General features: G+C 71.7%; 13 protein-coding genes, 5 tRNA genes and 1 riboswitch. Of the genes, 12 read left to right on the forward strand and 6 right to left on the reverse strand.

Features of this window, described 5'->3' with window-relative positions; translation table 11 throughout:
- Positions 1–84: 84 nt before the first annotated feature.
- Genes ACFYV5_RS16460 through ACFYV5_RS16470 form a run of 3 tightly spaced genes read left to right on the forward strand, consistent with a single transcriptional unit; the run spans position 85 to position 2,094 of the window.
- Positions 85–435, forward strand: coding sequence for a hypothetical protein (locus tag ACFYV5_RS16460; protein ID WP_389168878.1), 351 nt, complete (start codon positions 85–87; stop codon positions 433–435).
- Positions 436–493: 58 nt separating this feature from the next.
- Positions 494–1,267, forward strand: a complete 774-nt coding sequence (locus ACFYV5_RS16465) for a DsbA family protein (protein WP_389168880.1) — start codon at positions 494–496, stop codon at positions 1,265–1,267.
- Positions 1,264–2,094: a cytochrome c biogenesis CcdA family protein gene (locus ACFYV5_RS16470; RefSeq protein WP_389168882.1), complete on the forward strand. Its 831-nt coding sequence runs from the start codon at positions 1,264–1,266 to the stop codon at positions 2,092–2,094. Before ACFYV5_RS16465 ends, ACFYV5_RS16470 begins: the two co-directional genes overlap by 4 nt.
- Positions 2,095–2,205: 111 nt before the next feature.
- On the opposite strand, the gene ACFYV5_RS16475 is transcribed toward ACFYV5_RS16470, so the two are convergent.
- The 3 genes from ACFYV5_RS16475 to ACFYV5_RS16485 all read right to left on the reverse strand — a co-directional run bounded on the left by ACFYV5_RS16475 (position 2,206) and on the right by ACFYV5_RS16485 (position 2,486).
- A tRNA-Phe gene (locus ACFYV5_RS16475) sits at positions 2,206–2,279 on the reverse strand.
- Between the two features lie 22 nt (positions 2,280–2,301).
- A tRNA-Asp gene (locus ACFYV5_RS16480) sits at positions 2,302–2,375 on the reverse strand.
- A 38-nt stretch (positions 2,376–2,413) separates the two neighbouring features.
- Positions 2,414–2,486 (reverse strand) — tRNA-Glu (locus ACFYV5_RS16485).
- Between the two features lie 104 nt (positions 2,487–2,590).
- Between ACFYV5_RS16485 and ACFYV5_RS16490 the strand changes: the two genes are divergently transcribed.
- The 4 genes from ACFYV5_RS16490 (at position 2,591) to ACFYV5_RS16505 (ending at position 6,384) form a co-directional block, all read left to right on the forward strand.
- Positions 2,591–2,941 (forward strand): metallopeptidase family protein, encoded by a 351-nt coding sequence (locus ACFYV5_RS16490; protein WP_389168884.1) that lies wholly within the window; start codon positions 2,591–2,593, stop codon positions 2,939–2,941.
- Positions 2,942–3,090: 149 nt separating this feature from the next.
- Positions 3,091–3,672: a hypothetical protein gene (locus ACFYV5_RS16495; RefSeq protein WP_389168885.1), complete on the forward strand. Its 582-nt coding sequence runs from the start codon at positions 3,091–3,093 to the stop codon at positions 3,670–3,672.
- Positions 3,673–3,871: 199 nt separating this feature from the next.
- A complete protein-coding gene (locus tag ACFYV5_RS16500) occupies positions 3,872–6,178 on the forward strand; it encodes a DEAD/DEAH box helicase (RefSeq protein WP_389168887.1) in 2,307 nt (768 codons plus the stop codon).
- A gap of 133 nt (positions 6,179–6,311) precedes the next feature.
- Positions 6,312–6,384, forward strand: a tRNA-Lys gene (locus ACFYV5_RS16505).
- Positions 6,385–6,435: 51 nt separating this feature from the next.
- Here the strand turns inward: ACFYV5_RS16505 and ACFYV5_RS16510 are convergent.
- Positions 6,436–7,128: a class I SAM-dependent methyltransferase gene (locus ACFYV5_RS16510; RefSeq protein ID WP_389168889.1), complete on the reverse strand. Its 693-nt coding sequence runs from the start codon at positions 7,126–7,128 to the stop codon at positions 6,436–6,438.
- 20 nt (positions 7,129–7,148) lie between these two features.
- Positions 7,149–8,021: an RNA polymerase sigma factor SigJ gene (gene sigJ, locus ACFYV5_RS16515; protein ID WP_355110954.1), complete on the reverse strand. Its 873-nt coding sequence runs from the start codon at positions 8,019–8,021 to the stop codon at positions 7,149–7,151.
- A gap of 218 nt (positions 8,022–8,239) precedes the next feature.
- Between sigJ and ACFYV5_RS16520 the strand changes: the two genes are divergently transcribed.
- The 5 genes from ACFYV5_RS16520 to ACFYV5_RS16540 all read left to right on the forward strand — a co-directional run bounded on the left by ACFYV5_RS16520 (position 8,240) and on the right by ACFYV5_RS16540 (position 12,582).
- On the forward strand, positions 8,240–8,719 hold the full coding sequence (locus tag ACFYV5_RS16520; RefSeq protein WP_389168891.1) for a rhodanese-like domain-containing protein: 480 nt from the start codon (positions 8,240–8,242) through the stop codon (positions 8,717–8,719).
- A gap of 62 nt (positions 8,720–8,781) precedes the next feature.
- Positions 8,782–8,855, forward strand: a tRNA-Met gene (locus ACFYV5_RS16525).
- Positions 8,856–8,962: 107 nt separating this feature from the next.
- Entirely contained in the window at positions 8,963–9,703 is a 741-nt protein-coding gene (locus ACFYV5_RS16530; protein WP_389168893.1) for a MerR family transcriptional regulator, read from the forward strand.
- Between the two features lie 208 nt (positions 9,704–9,911).
- The gene (locus ACFYV5_RS16535; RefSeq protein WP_389168895.1) at positions 9,912–11,105 is read left to right on the forward strand and encodes a PP2C family protein-serine/threonine phosphatase; all 1,194 of its coding nucleotides are present in this window, start codon (positions 9,912–9,914) and stop codon (positions 11,103–11,105) included.
- Positions 11,106–11,316: 211 nt separating this feature from the next.
- Positions 11,317–11,464, forward strand: a riboswitch (cyclic di-AMP (ydaO/yuaA leader).
- Positions 11,465–11,475: 11 nt separating this feature from the next.
- Positions 11,476–12,582, forward strand: a complete 1,107-nt coding sequence (locus ACFYV5_RS16540) for a M23 family metallopeptidase (RefSeq protein ID WP_389168897.1) — start codon at positions 11,476–11,478, stop codon at positions 12,580–12,582.
- A gap of 82 nt (positions 12,583–12,664) precedes the next feature.
- Here ACFYV5_RS16540 and ACFYV5_RS16545 read toward each other — a convergent pair whose 3' ends face one another.
- Positions 12,665–13,972 (reverse strand): PrsW family intramembrane metalloprotease, encoded by a 1,308-nt coding sequence (locus ACFYV5_RS16545; protein ID WP_355110960.1) that lies wholly within the window; start codon positions 13,970–13,972, stop codon positions 12,665–12,667.
- Positions 13,973–14,025 lie beyond the last annotated feature (53 nt).

Below are 14,025 nucleotides of genomic sequence, written 5' to 3' on the forward strand. Positions count from 1 at the left end.
AACGGGCGAACCGATTTCCCGAAGCGCGACCCGTAATATTTCGGGCACGTCGAGCCGACGCGTCGAGTCGAGAGGTGTCCGCCCATGTCCCGCACCGCCCGCGCGCTCGCGGTGCTCGCCGCGCTGGTGGGTGTGGTGCTCGGATTCCTGGCGTGCGCTGCGGGTACGGCGGCGACGGCGGTGTCGTCCCCCGTGGTCGTGGCCGGCGCGTCGCCGGGCTGCGGTCAGGGGCACCCGGGGGACGAGGGAGCGGCGGGCCCCGTCGTACCACCCCGGCCGAACGGTTTCGGCGAGCTGCTGCCGGCCCTGGCAGGCGAGCGCGCGGCAGGCGGGGACGGGTGCGCGGACGTGGACCTGACGGACCCGGCGCCCGGCCCGGAGCCGCCGGAACTCGTACCGCCGTCCCCTGTCGAACTGTCGATCCTGCGCGTGTAGCGGGCCGAGCGCCGTCGCCGTCCGACCCCTCTTCCTCCACGTCCAGGAGCGTTTCCGCATGTCCAAGTCCAAGCCGATCGTGATCGTCTCCGGGGTGGCCCTCGCCGCCGTGCTGCTCGGGGTCGTCTCGTACACCGCGACCAAGCCCGCGTCCGGGTCGTCCGGCTCGTCCGGACCGTCGGCCGTCGCGGAGGTCTCCGCCGACCCGTCCGCCGGCGTCTACCCCGAGCTGGAGGCGTACGCCCGCCGCGACGCCTCCGACAAGCTGGCCCTGGGGCGGCCCGACGCGCCCGTCGTCATGATCGAGTACGCCGACTTCAAGTGCGGCTACTGCGGGAAGTTCGCCCGCGACACCGAGCCCGAGCTGGTGGAGAAGTACGTACGGAACGGCACCCTGCGCATCGAGTGGCGGAACTTCCCGATCTTCGGCGAGGAGTCCGAGGCCGTGGCCCGGGCGTCCTGGGCGGCCGGGCAGCAGGGCCGGTTCTGGGAGTTCCACAAGGCGGCGTACGCCGAGGGCGCGAAGGAGGAGGGCTTCGGCACGGAGCGTCTGACCGCGCTCGCGAAGGAGGCGGGCGTCCCTGACCTCGCGCGGTTCGCGAAGGACACGGACGGCGCGGCGGCCCGGGCGGCGGTGAGCAAGGACCAGGAGCAGGGGTACTCGCTGGGGGCCACCTCGACCCCGTCGTTCCTGGTCAACGGCCGGCCGATCGCCGGCGCACAGCCGATGGAGACCTTCACGAAGGCGATCGACGCGGCGGCGAAGGCGGCGAAGGCGTCCGGGACGTCCGGGACGTCCGGGGCCTCCGGGGCGGCGAAGGCCGGCCGATGACCTCCGACATCGGCTATCTGGCGGCCCTCCTCGGCGGCCTCCTCGCCCTGCTCAGCCCGTGCAGCGCCCTGCTGCTCCCGGCCTTCTTCGCGTACTCGATCGACTCGACGAGCCGGCTCCTGGCCCGTACCGGAATCTTCTACGCCGGTCTGGCCACCACCCTCGTCCCGCTCGGCGCGGCCGGGTCGTACGCCGGACGGTTGTTCTACGGGCACCGGGACCTGCTCGTGACCCTCGGCGGCTGGGTGATCATCGTGCTCGGCGTGCTGCAGATCCTCGGGATGGGCTTCGCCTCCCGCCGTATCGCCGAGGTCACCGGCCGGATCCGCCCGACGACGGCGGTCTCCGTGTTCGCCCTCGGCCTGGTCTACGGCCTCGCCGGCTTCTGCGCGGGTCCGATCCTCGGCAGCGTCCTGACCGTGGCGGCGCTGAGCGGAAGCCCGGCGTACGGCGGGCTGCTCCTCGCGGTGTACGCGCTGGGGATGGCGGTGCCGCTCTTCCCGCTCGCGCTGCTCTGGGAGCGGTACGAGCTGGGGCGGCGCCGCTGGCTGCGCGGCCGGACTCTGCGGTTCGGCCGCGTCGAGCTGCACACGACCTCGCTGCTGTCCGGGTTCTTCTTCGTCGTGCTCGGCACGCTCTTCCTGGTCTTCGACGGCACGACGGCCCTGCCCGGGCTGCTGTCGGTGGACGGTTCGTTCGCGGTGGAGGAGCGCGTGGCGTCGGTGAGCCGGTCGGTGCCCGACTGGGCAGCGCTGGTGGCGGTGGTCGCCGTGGTGGCGGTGGTGCTGGCGGTACGGGGATGGCGGGGCCGCAGCCGCACGGCCTGAGGGTGGGGGCACCCGGTTCCGCCGATCGGGTGCCCGCCCACTGCTCCCGCCCCTTGCCTTCGTCCAGGAGAACGAAGAAGGCCCCGTCCGATGGACGGGGCCTTCTGTTTGTGGCTGGGGCCGGGGTCGAACCGGCGACCTATCGCTTTTCAGGCGATCGCTCGTACCAACTGAGCTACCCAGCCACGAGATCATTTCTGACCTCAGCGATCCTGACGGGACTTGAACCCGCGACCTCCACCTTGACAGGGTGGCGAGCTAACCAACTGCTCCACAGGACCTTGCGATGTGCGAACACCAGTCTCGCACAGATGTTGCGTGCCCCCAACGGGATTCGAACCCGTGCTACCGCCTTGAAAGGGCGGCGTCCTGGGCCACTAGACGATGAGGGCTAGAGGCTCACCTGCGCGCTTCTCAGCGCGTCGGGGACGTGAGAAGCATATGGGATCCCGACCGCTATCGCCAAAACGGTTTCCCCTGGGGGGACAATGGCCGGGTGCTGGAGATGACGCGCGAGGAGTTCGAGGAGCTTGTCGCCGAGGCCTTGGACCGGATCCCGCCTGAGCTGACGCGGCTGATGGACAACGTCGCGGTGTTCGTCGAGGACGAGCCCGCGCCGGACGACCCCGACCTGCTCGGTCTGTACGAGGGGACTCCGCTGACCGACCGGGGCGAGTGGTACGCGGGGGTGCTGCCGGACCGGATCACGATCTACCGGGGGCCGACCCTGCGGATGTGCGAGTCGCGCGAGGACGTGGTCGCGGAGACGGAGATCACGGTCGTGCACGAGATCGCGCACCACTTCGGCATCGACGACGAGCGGCTGCACGCGCTGGGCTACGGCTGACGGGCCGGTGGAGGGCTTCGGCGGGCTCTTGCCGCGGGGGCGTGTCCCTCGCGGGACAAAGGGAGTTGGGCAGCGAAACGCGTTCCCTTCCCGGCTTTCCCGCCCCTTGTGTCCTGGAGGTGCCCTCCGTGCGCCCTTTGCCCACCCGTGTGAGAGCCGCTGCCGCCGCCGCGCTGGCGGTCGCCGCCTGCGCCGGTCTGAGCGGCTGTATGAGTGTGAGTGACGAGGGCGTGAAGCCGGCGCCCAGCAAGTCCGCGGGGAAGCAGGGCGTGGCGGCCGAGTCGGACGGCGGGGTCGGGGTGTCGGGCCGGCACGGCGGGACCGTCGGGGGCTCGGCCGGGAAGGGCGGGCCGGACGCGGACGGTGCCGGCTCGGCCTCGCCGGTGCCGAGCGGGTCTCCGTCGCCCTCCGGGAAGCCTCCGGCGGACGCGCCCGCGGGTCCGGGGAGCAGGCCGAAGCCCGACCAGGAGCCCGGTGGGGCGGGTGGGGCGGGCGGGCCCAGTGCGCCGGGTGGGGAGGTCACCCCGCCGGCTGATCCGCCGGAGCCGACGCCCACGCCGAGCCCGGAGCCGACCCCGACCTCCGAGCCCACGGCCGAGCCCACCGACAAGCCGTCCGACCCGCCGACCTCGACGCCGGGGGCGGACACCCACATGGGTGCCATGAAGGCGGCGGACGGGCCGGGCGGGCAGACCGAGCCGGAGGCATCGCCGCAGGTGGGACCGGCGTGACGGAGCCCGGTTTGCCATAGGTGGGGGAGGGTGCGTATGGTGGTAGATCGTTTGATCCCATTGCCCGGCGCCGACACAGAAGAGCGCCGTGTGGCGCGTACTCTCCCTAGCCGTGGCTGGACCGCATTGAGGCGGTCGATTGCGAATTTCACGGAGTTGACGGGCGCGTGCCGAGACTCCGGAAGGTTTCGCATTTCGCATGTCCATTTTCAGTTCTGACCACGCCGTCATGCCCGAGAACGACGAGATCGTCGAGGCCGTAGAGGCCACCGAGACCGTCGCCACCGAGGCCTCCGACGTGACCGAGGCCGCTCAGGCCACCGACGCCGGCACCTCCGAGTCCTCCGAGGACGAGGCCGCCGAGCCCACCGTCACCTTCGGCGACCTGGGCCTGCCCGAGGGCGTCGTGCGCAAGCTCGCGCAGAACGGCGTGACCACCCCCTTCCCGATCCAGGCGGCGACCATCCCGGACGCCCTGGCCGGCAAGGACATCCTCGGCCGCGGCCGCACCGGCTCCGGCAAGACCCTCTCCTTCGGTCTGCCCACCCTGGCGCAGCTCGCCGGCGGCCACACCGAGAAGAAGAAGCCCCGCGCGGTCATCCTCACCCCGACCCGTGAACTCGCGATGCAGGTCGCGGACGCCCTCCAGCCGTACGGCGACGTGCTCGGCCTGAAGATCAAGGTCGTCTGTGGCGGTACGTCCATGGGCAACCAGATCTACGCCCTGGAGCGCGGCGTCGACATCCTCGTCGCCACCCCGGGCCGTCTGCGCGACATCATCAACCGTGGCGCCTGCTCGCTCGAGAACGTCCAGGTCGCGGTCCTCGACGAGGCCGACCAGATGTCCGACCTGGGCTTCCTGCCCGAGGTCACCGAGCTGTTCGACCAGATCCCGGTCGGCGGTCAGCGCATGCTCTTCTCCGCGACCATGGAGAACGAGATCGGCACGCTGGTCAAGCGCTACCTGAACAACCCGGTCACGCACGAGGTCGACAGCGCCCAGGGCAACGTCACGACCATGACCCACCACGTCCTCGTCGTGAAGCCGAAGGACAAGGCGCCGGTCACGGCCGCCATCGCCGCCCGCAAGGGCCGCACGATCATCTTCGTCCGCACCCAGCTGGGCGCCGACCGCATCGCCGAGCAGCTGTGCGAGTCGGGCGTCAAGGCCGATGCGCTGCACGGCGGCATGACCCAGGGTGCGCGTACCCGAGTCCTCGAGGACTTCAAGAAGGGCTACGTCAACGCGCTCGTCGCCACCGACGTGGCCGCCCGCGGCATCCACGTCGACGGCATCGACCTGGTCCTGAACGTGGACCCGGCCGGCGACCACAAGGACTACCTGCACCGCTCGGGCCGTACCGCCCGTGCCGGCAAGTCCGGCGTCGTCGTGTCGCTGTCCCTGCCGCACCAGCGTCGCCAGATCTTCCGGCTGATGGAGGACGCGGGCGTCGACGCCTCGCGCCACATCATCCAGAGCGCGGGCGCGTTCGACCCGGAGGTCGCCGAGATCACCGGTGCGCGTTCGCTGACCGAGGTCCAGGCCGACTCCGCGAACAACGCGGCCAAGCAGGCCGAGCGCGAGGTCGCCGACCTCACCAAGCAGCTGGAGCGTCTGACCCGCCGCGCCGTCGAGCTCCGCGAGGAGGCCGACCGTCTGGTCGCCCGTTCCGCGCGTGAGCGTGGCGAGGACCCGGAGGCCGCGATCGCCGAGGTGACGGAGGCCGCCGAGGCCGAGGTCGCCGCCGCCCTGGTGGCGTCCGAGCCGGTGGTGCAGGAGCGCCGCGAGGAGCGCACGCCGGCGTTCCGCGACGAGCGGGGCAACTACGAGCGCCGTGACCGTGGTGGCGACCGCGGTGGTGACCGTGGTGGCTTCCGCCGTGACGACCGCGGTGGGGACCGTGGCGGCTTCCGCCGCGACGACCGCCGTGACGACCGCGGTGGCCGTTCCTTCGAGCGTCGTGACAACGACCGTCCGTCCGGTGGTTTCCGCCGTGACAACGACCGTCCGTCGGGTGGTGGCTTCCGCCGCGACAACGACCGTCCGTCCGGTGGCTTCCGTCGTGACGACCGTCCGTCGGGTGGCTTCAACCGCGACGACCGTGGTGGCCGTTCCTTCGAGCGTCGTGACAACGACCGTCCGTCCGGTGGTGGCTTCCGCCGCGACAACGACCGTCCCTCCGGTGGCTTCCGCCGTGACGACCGTCCGTCGGGTGGCTTCAACCGCGACAACGACCGCCCCTCCGGTGGCTTCCGTCGCGACGACCGTCCGTCGGGTGGCTTCAACCGCGACGACCGCCCGACCGGCGGCCACCGTGGCAGCGACCGCCCGTTCAACCGCGACCGCCGCGACGACCGCCCCTCGGGCGGCTTCCGCTCGGGCAGCAGCGACCGCCCGTACGCCCGTCGTGACGACCACCGCGGCGGCGACCACCGCGGCACCGGCTCGACCGGCGGCTCCTTCGGCCGCCGCGACGACAAGCCGCGCTGGAAGCGCAACGGCTGACACCGTGTGACCTGACACGGAAGGGCCCGTACGACACATGAGTGTCGTACGGGCCCTTCGTCTGGACGGGGCGTGTCGGATACCCGATCGGCTCCGGGGATCTATGCGGCTATGCTCGGGGGTGACCTGCCGAGGGCCGTTAGCTCAATTGGCAGAGCAGCGGACTTTTAATCCGTTGGTTGTGGGTTCGAGTCCCACACGGCCTACCTCCACCGAAGCGCCCCACCCGGTTCCCACCGGGTGGGGCGCTTCGGCGTTCAGCCCAAGGGGCCGTCTTCCCGCGTCTGGGTGATCCGCCAGAGGCGGCGGGGGAGTTCGCCCTCCTCGAAGGCGTGGACCTCGTCCAGGGTCCAGCCCTCGGTCAGGGCGTCGACCAGGGAGCGCGAGAAGAAGTGGACGGCGAAGCCGCCGTGCTCGTGGATGTCGTCGCCGTGGGCGATGCCCGTGCCGTAGTGCGCGTCGCCGGTGTGGCGGACCGTGTAGACCAGGACGCCGCCCGGGCGCAGGACCCGGTGGACCTCGCGTACCAGGGCGTGGATCTCCGGGGTGGACAGCGCCATGCACATCAGCATGTGGGCGAACACGGCGTCGACGGAGGCGTCCGGGGCCGCCAGGGGGCGCCGGACGTCCTGGACGGCGGTGGTGAGCCGGTCCGCGACCCCCTGCGCGCGGGCCGCCTCGCGCAGCCGGTCGAGTCCGGCCGTGCTGAAGTCGGTGGCCCGGACGGTGAAGCCCCGGCGGGCGAAGTGGAGCGCGTCACGACCGTGGCCCGCACCGAGTTCCAGGACGTCGCGGGCGCCGCGTCGGCGGAAGACCTCGGCGGCGTGGACGGCGGCGGCCGAGGGTTCCTCCCCGTACATCTCCGGATGTGCGGTGTACGTGTCCTGCCAGTGGCGGCGCTGTTCGTCCGCCGGCTCCCCGTCGGCCCCGCCGTCGTCCGTGGTGGTCATGGGCCGACGATAGACCGGCGTCAGACGCCCAGGGACGCCAGCCGTTCCGGGTCCGCGATGATCTGGATCTCCACGATGCGGTCCTCCACGACGGTGAAGGCCATGAGCCCCGCCGCCCGGCCGTCGACGAGGGAGACGATGCCCGGGGCGCCGTTGACCAGCACCGTCCGGTACGCGCGGCGGAAGCGGGCGAAGGTGAGCGCCTGGTCGACGACCGCCTCGGCGCCGCGGACCAGCTTCGAGGCCGCCGCGAGCAGCCTGCCGCCGTCCGCCCGCAGGACCACGTCCGGGTCGAGGACCGCGAGCAGACCCTCGAAGTCACCGCCCTGGGAGGCCGCCATGAAGGCGTCGACCACCTCGCGCTGGCGGGTGACGTCCGGGGCGGGGCCCGGCGCCGCGCCGTGGACACGGCGGCGGGCGCGGCTGGCGAGCTGGCGGGTCGCGGCCGGCGTGCGGTCCACGATGGGGGCGATCTCGTCGAAGGAGACGGCGAACATGTCGTGCAGGACGAACGCCAGCCGCTCGGCCGGCCCGAGGGTCTCCAGGACCACGAGCAGCGCAAGGCCCACCGAGTCGGTGAGCAGCGCCTCCTCCTCGGGGTCGCGGGTGCCGTCCCCGCTGCGGACCACCGGATCCGGTACGTAGTACTCCAGCGGGTCCTCCCGGCGCGAGGCGCGCGAGCGCAGCATGTCCAGGCAGACCCGTCCGACGACCGTCGTGAGCCAGCCGCTGAGGTTGCGCACCTCGCCGATGTCGGAGCGGCTGAGCTTGAGCCACGCTTCCTGGACGGCGTCCTCGGCCTCGCTGAGCGAGCCCAGCATCCGGTAGGCGACCGCCTTCAGATGGGTGCGGTCGGCCTGGAAGCGCTCGGCCAGGAGGTCCTTCTCGTCCATCGGTGTCTCCTCGTTGATGCCCGTCATCGTGATGACGCATGACGGGCGCGACATGTGACGGCCGGACGGCGCCACGAGCCTCTTCCCTGAGCCGCGGCCGTCCGCTGCGTGAGATCCCTTCCAGCCCCCGCCGAACGCCCGGATTTCCCCGGCCGATCGGCGCCAACGCCGGGAATCGCCACTTCAGCGTCGTGATCTTCGACCGTAGATTTTCATGCATGACGACAACCGCGCAGGTCAACGCCGTACTTCGCACCCCGCCCGCCGCCCCGGCCGCCGCGGCCGCCTACTTCTCCGCCAGCCTCGCCTTCCACGCCGACGTCTCCGATGTCGCGAGCGCCATCGCCGCCGACGGCGACCCCGGCTTCGTGGTCCTCGACTCGCGCTCCACCGCCTCCTGGGACCAGGGCCACGTCCCCGGCGCGATCCACCTGCCGACCGCGCTCATCGCCGAGCAGGCCGAGCACCTGCTCGACAGGTCCGTGCCGGTGGTCACGTACTGCTGGGGCCCCGGCTGCAACGGCGCGACGCGCGCCGCGCTCGCGCTGGCCCAGCTGGGCTACCAGGTGAAGGAGATGCTCGGCGGTTTCGAGTACTGGGTGCGCGAGGGCTTCCCGTACGAGACGTGGGAGGGCCCCGCGAAGAAGGAGGCGGACCCGCTGACGGCCCCGGTCGATGCCGAGGACTGCGGCTGCTGAGCCCGTGCCGGGTAAACCGATTAGGGGATCGGCTCACCATGCCGTAAGGTCATATTCACCGACGCGGGGTGGAGCAGCTCGGTAGCTCGCTGGGCTCATAACCCAGAGGTCGCAGGTTCAAATCCTGTCCCCGCTACTCAGTAGCAACGAAGGCCCGGATCCATTCACTGGATCCGGGCCTTCGTCGTCTCCCCGAAAAGTCCGCTTGACCTTTACGCAACGTCAAGATTTAGCGTTTTCCCCATGGAGTGGTCGATCCAGGAGATCGCCAAGAAGGCCGGTACCACCAGCCGCACCCTCCGGCACTACGGAGAGCGCGGACTGCTGGAACCCAGCCGGATCGGCGCCAACGGTTACCGGTACTACGACCAGGCGGCGCTCGTGCGGCTGCAGCGCATCCTGCTGCTGCGCGAGCTCGGGCTCTCCCTGCCCGCCATCGCCGAGGTCCTGGAAGGACAGCGGGACACGTCCACCGCCCTGCACACCCATCTCCTCCTGCTGGAACAGGAGCGGGAACGGATCGGGCGGCAGATCGAGGCCGTGCGGACCACTCTCCACAAGACGGAGAACGGAGAAGAACTCATGGCGGAAGAAATGTTCGACGGATTCGATCACACGCGGTACGAGGAGGAGGTCACCGCGCGCTGGGGCCGCGAGGCGTACGAGAAGGGCGATCGCTGGTGGCGCTCGCTCAGCGCCGAGCGGAAGCAGGCGTTCAAGGACGAGCAGGCCGGCATCGCCCACGACTTCGGACAGGCGGCGCGCAACGGCCTCGCCGCCGACAGCGAAGAGGTCCAGGCGATCGCGCGGCGCCACGTCGCGTGGCTGTCGACCACCACGACGCCGTCGAAGGAGTACCTGATCAGCCTCGGCCAGATGTACGTCGACGACCCGCGCTTCGGCGAGAACTACGACAAGCACGGTGAGGGTTCCGCCGTCCTCGTCCGGGACGCGATGAAGGTCTACGCGGAGCGGAACCTGTAGCGCGTAAGGTCACGCGCACGATGCGTGACGAGACGGTGGCGCGCATGGACCCGTCTGCGGGCCATGTCCAGCCCCGCCCTGGAGCTGGTCGGTCGCGAACGCGGTGACGGGGCGGTGGTGACGAGCGGGTCCCCCACTCGGCCGAGCGGGGGTCGCCACGCGGCGCGGCTCCCGCCACCCTGGGGAGGGCGCGGTACCGTCCGTCGCCGTGTACGGACCGGGCAGGAGAGCACAGGTGGGGCAGGGGCAGCTGGAAGCGGGTGGTGAGGGGAACGGGCGTCCCCGACGGCGCGGCGAGCGGGCCCGCCGGTTCATCCGCGCCCTGCCCCCGCTCGTCATCCTCGGCGGTGTCGTCTTCGACCTCTCCACCCCGCCCTCGTACACGGCGGCCCCGATGTTCTCGGCCGCGCCGCTGATCGCGGCCCCGCTCTTCTCGACGCTGACGACGCTGCTCACCGGCATCGCCGCGATCCTCGCCAGCGTCGGTCTCCACCTCTACAACGGCACCGCGTCCGATGTCCCCTCCCTCACCGAGACATTCACCGTCGTCACCGTGGCCGCCCTCGCCCTGCTCGTGAACCGGGTCGTGCGGCGCAGTGGCGAGCGCCTCGCCTCGGCCCGGGTGATCGCGGAGACCGCCCAGAAGGCGGTCCTTCCGACGCCGGCCGAGCGGATCGGCGGACTGCAGGTGGCGGCACGTTACGAGGCGGCGCAGGCGGACGCGTTCATCGGCGGCGACCTGTTCGCCGTACAGGACACGCCGTACGGGGTACGGCTCGTGGTCGGTGACGTACGGGGCAAGGGGCTCGACGCGGTCGAGGCCGTCGCCGTCGTCATCGGCGCCTTCCGGGAGGCGGCCGAGCAGGAGGCGTCGCTGGAGGGCGTCGCCCAGCGCCTGGAGCGGGCGCTGGCCCGGGAGGGGACCCGCCGTGACGGCCTGGACGCCTTCGAGGGGTTCACCACCGCCGTCCTGGCCGAGATCCCGCGCGGCGACGGTCGCGTACGGGTGGTGAACCGCGGTCATCCCGAGCCGCTGCTGCTGTACGCGGACGGGGGTGTGACGCTGCTGGAGCCGACCGAGCCGGCGCTGCCGCTGGGCATGGGGGAGTTGGCTGCCTGGCCGGACCGGGCGGACGAGTCCGCGTATCCGCCGGGCGCGACGCTGCTCCTCTACACCGACGGGCTCTCCGAGGCCCGCAACGCCTCGGGGGACTTCTACGATCCCGCCGAGCGGCTCTCCGGGCGGATCTTCCCGGGGCCCGAGGAGCTTCTGGACGCGCTCGTCGACGACGTCCGCCGGTACACGGGCGGGGGCGCGACGGACGACATGGCGCTGCTCGCGGTGAGCCGTCCGGCGGCGGGGCAGCCGGAGCGGCGGCGCACGATGCCGGTGGTGCCGTGACCATGCGTAGTGGCGGCGTACCGCTCCGATAACAATTGATACACCGTCAGTTTGGCGGGTCTCGCTGGTTGTTCGAGGATGCGGGCCCAAATCGGCCCGTACCTGTCCAATCCCGTTAATGATCATCCGGAACGGCTTGGAATCCGGCCCTCGTGTCTATTAACGTTCGATAACGCAGCGCGGTCGTTTCAGCCGTCGCAAGAGACGGCACCGTGCGCACGCGCCGAATCCTGAAAAGGAACCGGGGACCCACTACTTGGGGTGAATCGGGCACTTTCGCACTCGTGCGACCGTGCCGGTAGGAGACCTTCCTGCTCCGAACCCGTCAGCTAACCCGGTAGGCGGTAAGGAAGGAAAGGAGTGCGCCTCCGTGGCGTCCAACACCCCTGCCCCCGAAGACACTTTTGACGGGTTCCAAGCGTTCGGCGCGTCGGCTGCCGCCGGTTCGGACGACGACGCCACGACCTGGGGGGAGTGGAACCCCACCGAGGAGTCGCTCCGTCAGCAGTCCCGCTCCGGTGGCCGCCACCGGGTCGTGAAGCAGCGGTCGGGCTTCGCCCGCTCGTCCACCGTCCTCGGCGTCGGTGTCATCGCGGCGGTCGGTGCGGGTGGCATGGCCACCGCCCAGGACAAGCCCGCGGTCTCCATATCCCTCCCCGACCTGAACCTCCCGGACGCCTCCGAACTGCCGGGCGTCGGCGAGCTCCTCTCCGACGGGGGCGAGGACGCGCAGGGGACGGGCTCCGGGACGAACAACCCGCAGCCGCTCACCGCCTCCCTCACCGTTCCGGCCGAAGCCGACGCGGCCACGCAGACCGACGGCGGCTCCGCGTCCGAGGCCACCGCCGACGCCGGCGAGGCGCTGCGCGCGCGCATCCTCCAGCAGGCCGAGCAGCAGCAGGCATCCGCCGACGCCGCCGCGAAGGCCGAGGCGGAGAGGCTGGCGGTCGAGAAGGCCGCGGCCGAGGCGGCGGTGAAGGCCGACGCGGCCGAGAAGGCGGCGGCCGAGGCGAAGCGGAAGGCCGAGGAGGAAGCGGCGGCCAAGGCCGAGGCGGAGCGCCTGGCCAAGCTCGCCGCGAGCTACGCCCTGCCCACCTCCTCGTACACCCTCACCTCCACGTACGGGCAGTCCGGCTCCATGTGGTCCTCCGGCTACCACACCGGCCTCGACTTCGCGGCGCCCACCGGCACCCCGGTCAAGGCGGTGCACGGCGGCACCATCACCTCGGCGGGCTGGTCCGGCTCCTACGGCTACCGGATCGTCCTGGAGCTGGAGGACGGTTCGGAGGTCTGGTACGCGCACCTGTCCTCGATGACGGTGAGCGTGGGCCAGTCCGTCGGCACCGGCGAGACGATCGGCCGCGTCGGCGCGACCGGCAACGTGACCGGCCCGCACCTGCACCTGGAGGTCCACACCTCGGGTGGCGACGGCATCGACCCGGCGGCCTGGCTGCGCGACAAGGGCCTGTCGGTCTGAGTCGCAGGCGGCCTCGGTCGCCGACGGTCTCGGTCGCCGGCGGGTGTCGGCGGGCCGGGTCGCCGGCCGTCTCCCGGGCGTCCTAGCTGCGGTACGGGTTGTAGCCGCCGTAGTCCAGGTACTGCGGCGGCGCCCAGACGCGGCCGGTGGCCCGTGCCGCGTACGTCAGCGCGGGCGAGGCGACCGCCTTGCGCTGCCACAGGTGGTGGAGGAGCTCCTGCTCGCGGGCGGTGAAGTCCGGGCCGGCCGCTCCGCGCTCCGCGCGGTGGCGCAGGAAGGCGAGGGTCGTCGCGAACGCCTCGTACTCCCCGACCGCGGTGGCCGCCGGCCCGCCGTACGTACGACGGGCGAAGTCGCGGGCGACGGACCGGGCCCGCATCGAGGACAGCGCGAGGGGCTCGGCAGGGGAGAGCCAGCCGGCCGCCGCGTACGCCGGGAGCTGCCCGGATATCGTGCGCAGCTCCCGCTGCCTGCTCCATATCGCCAGCCAGGTCAGCAGACCGAAGGCGGGCGCCATGAACATGCCGTACACCACGAAGAAGCCCAAGGGCCCGAGGACGGACGCCGAGCTGTTCCACAGCGCGTGCATGCCCATCGCCAGGACGAGGCCGGTCACCGGCAGCAGGACGCGCCGCACGCGCTGACGCCGGGCGGCGAGCGCGGCGAAGCCGAAACCGAGTCCGGTGAGCACGGTGAAGAGCGGATGCGCGAACGGCGACATCACGATCCGTACGAAGAAGGTCCCGGCGGTCACCGCGCCGATGCCGGACGTGCCGATCTCCTGGTCCTCGCCGAAAGCCCGGCCGAGATAGAGGATGTTCTCGGTGAAGGCGAAGCCGCTGGCGGTGAGGCCGGCGATCACGACCCCGTCGACGAGACCGGTGAACTCGCGGCGGCGCAGCAGGAAGATCAGCAGCACGGCGGCCGCCTTGGCGCTCTCCTCCACCACCGGCGCCACGACCGTGGCGCCGAGGGTGTCGGCGGAGGCCGGGTCGGCGGTGGCCGTCGCTATCCAGCGGACGGCGAAGGAGTTCGCGAGGATCGCGACGAGGGCGGCGGCGAAGGCGCCCCAGCAGAACGCGAAGATCAGGTTCCGCCAGGGGCCGGGTTCGACGCGGTCGAGCCAGCGGAACGCGGCGATGAGCAGAGGGACGGGCAGGACGGCCAGGCCCAGGCCGACGAGGAAGCCCTCGGTGCCGGTCTGCTCCCGCACCATCGCCAGGATCACCAGCGCGCAGATCGCGAGCAGGGTGGCCACGGCGACGATCCGGACCACCTTGCTGCGCCAGAAGGCGCGACGGGGCCGGTAGCGCCACTGGGCGCGGTCCGGCACGGCCGGGAAGTCCGGCTCCTCGGTGTCCCTGGCCGGGACGGGAACGTGGTTCGACACGTGAGCGACCCTAACGAGGTGGACTGACACCCCGCGAGGGAGTTCCGCTCCCG

The sequence above is a fragment of the Streptomyces sp. NPDC003035 genome (assembly GCF_042888285.1).
Classification (GTDB): domain Bacteria; phylum Actinomycetota; class Actinomycetes; order Streptomycetales; family Streptomycetaceae; genus Streptomyces.

Bases quoted from the DNA above. Each gene is read 5' to 3' on its own strand.
- ACFYV5_RS16465 (WP_389168880.1), top strand. From the start codon at position 494: ATGTCCAAGTCCAAGCCGATCGTGATCGTCTCCGGGGTGGCCCTCGCC.
- ACFYV5_RS16470 (WP_389168882.1), top strand. From the start codon at position 1,264: ATGACCTCCGACATCGGCTATCTGGCGGCCCTCCTCGGCGGCCTCCTC.
- ACFYV5_RS16520 (WP_389168891.1), top strand. From the start codon at position 8,240: ATGACGACAACCGCGCAGGTCAACGCCGTACTTCGCACCCCGCCCGCC.
- sigJ (WP_355110954.1), bottom strand. From the start codon at position 8,021: ATGGACGAGAAGGACCTCCTGGCCGAGCGCTTCCAGGCCGACCGCACC.
- ACFYV5_RS16510 (WP_389168889.1), bottom strand. From the start codon at position 7,128: ATGACCACCACGGACGACGGCGGGGCCGACGGGGAGCCGGCGGACGAA.
- ACFYV5_RS16530 (WP_389168893.1), top strand. From the start codon at position 8,963: ATGGAGTGGTCGATCCAGGAGATCGCCAAGAAGGCCGGTACCACCAGC.
- ACFYV5_RS16500 (WP_389168887.1), top strand. From the start codon at position 3,872: ATGTCCATTTTCAGTTCTGACCACGCCGTCATGCCCGAGAACGACGAG.
- ACFYV5_RS16460 (WP_389168878.1), top strand. From the start codon at position 85: ATGTCCCGCACCGCCCGCGCGCTCGCGGTGCTCGCCGCGCTGGTGGGT.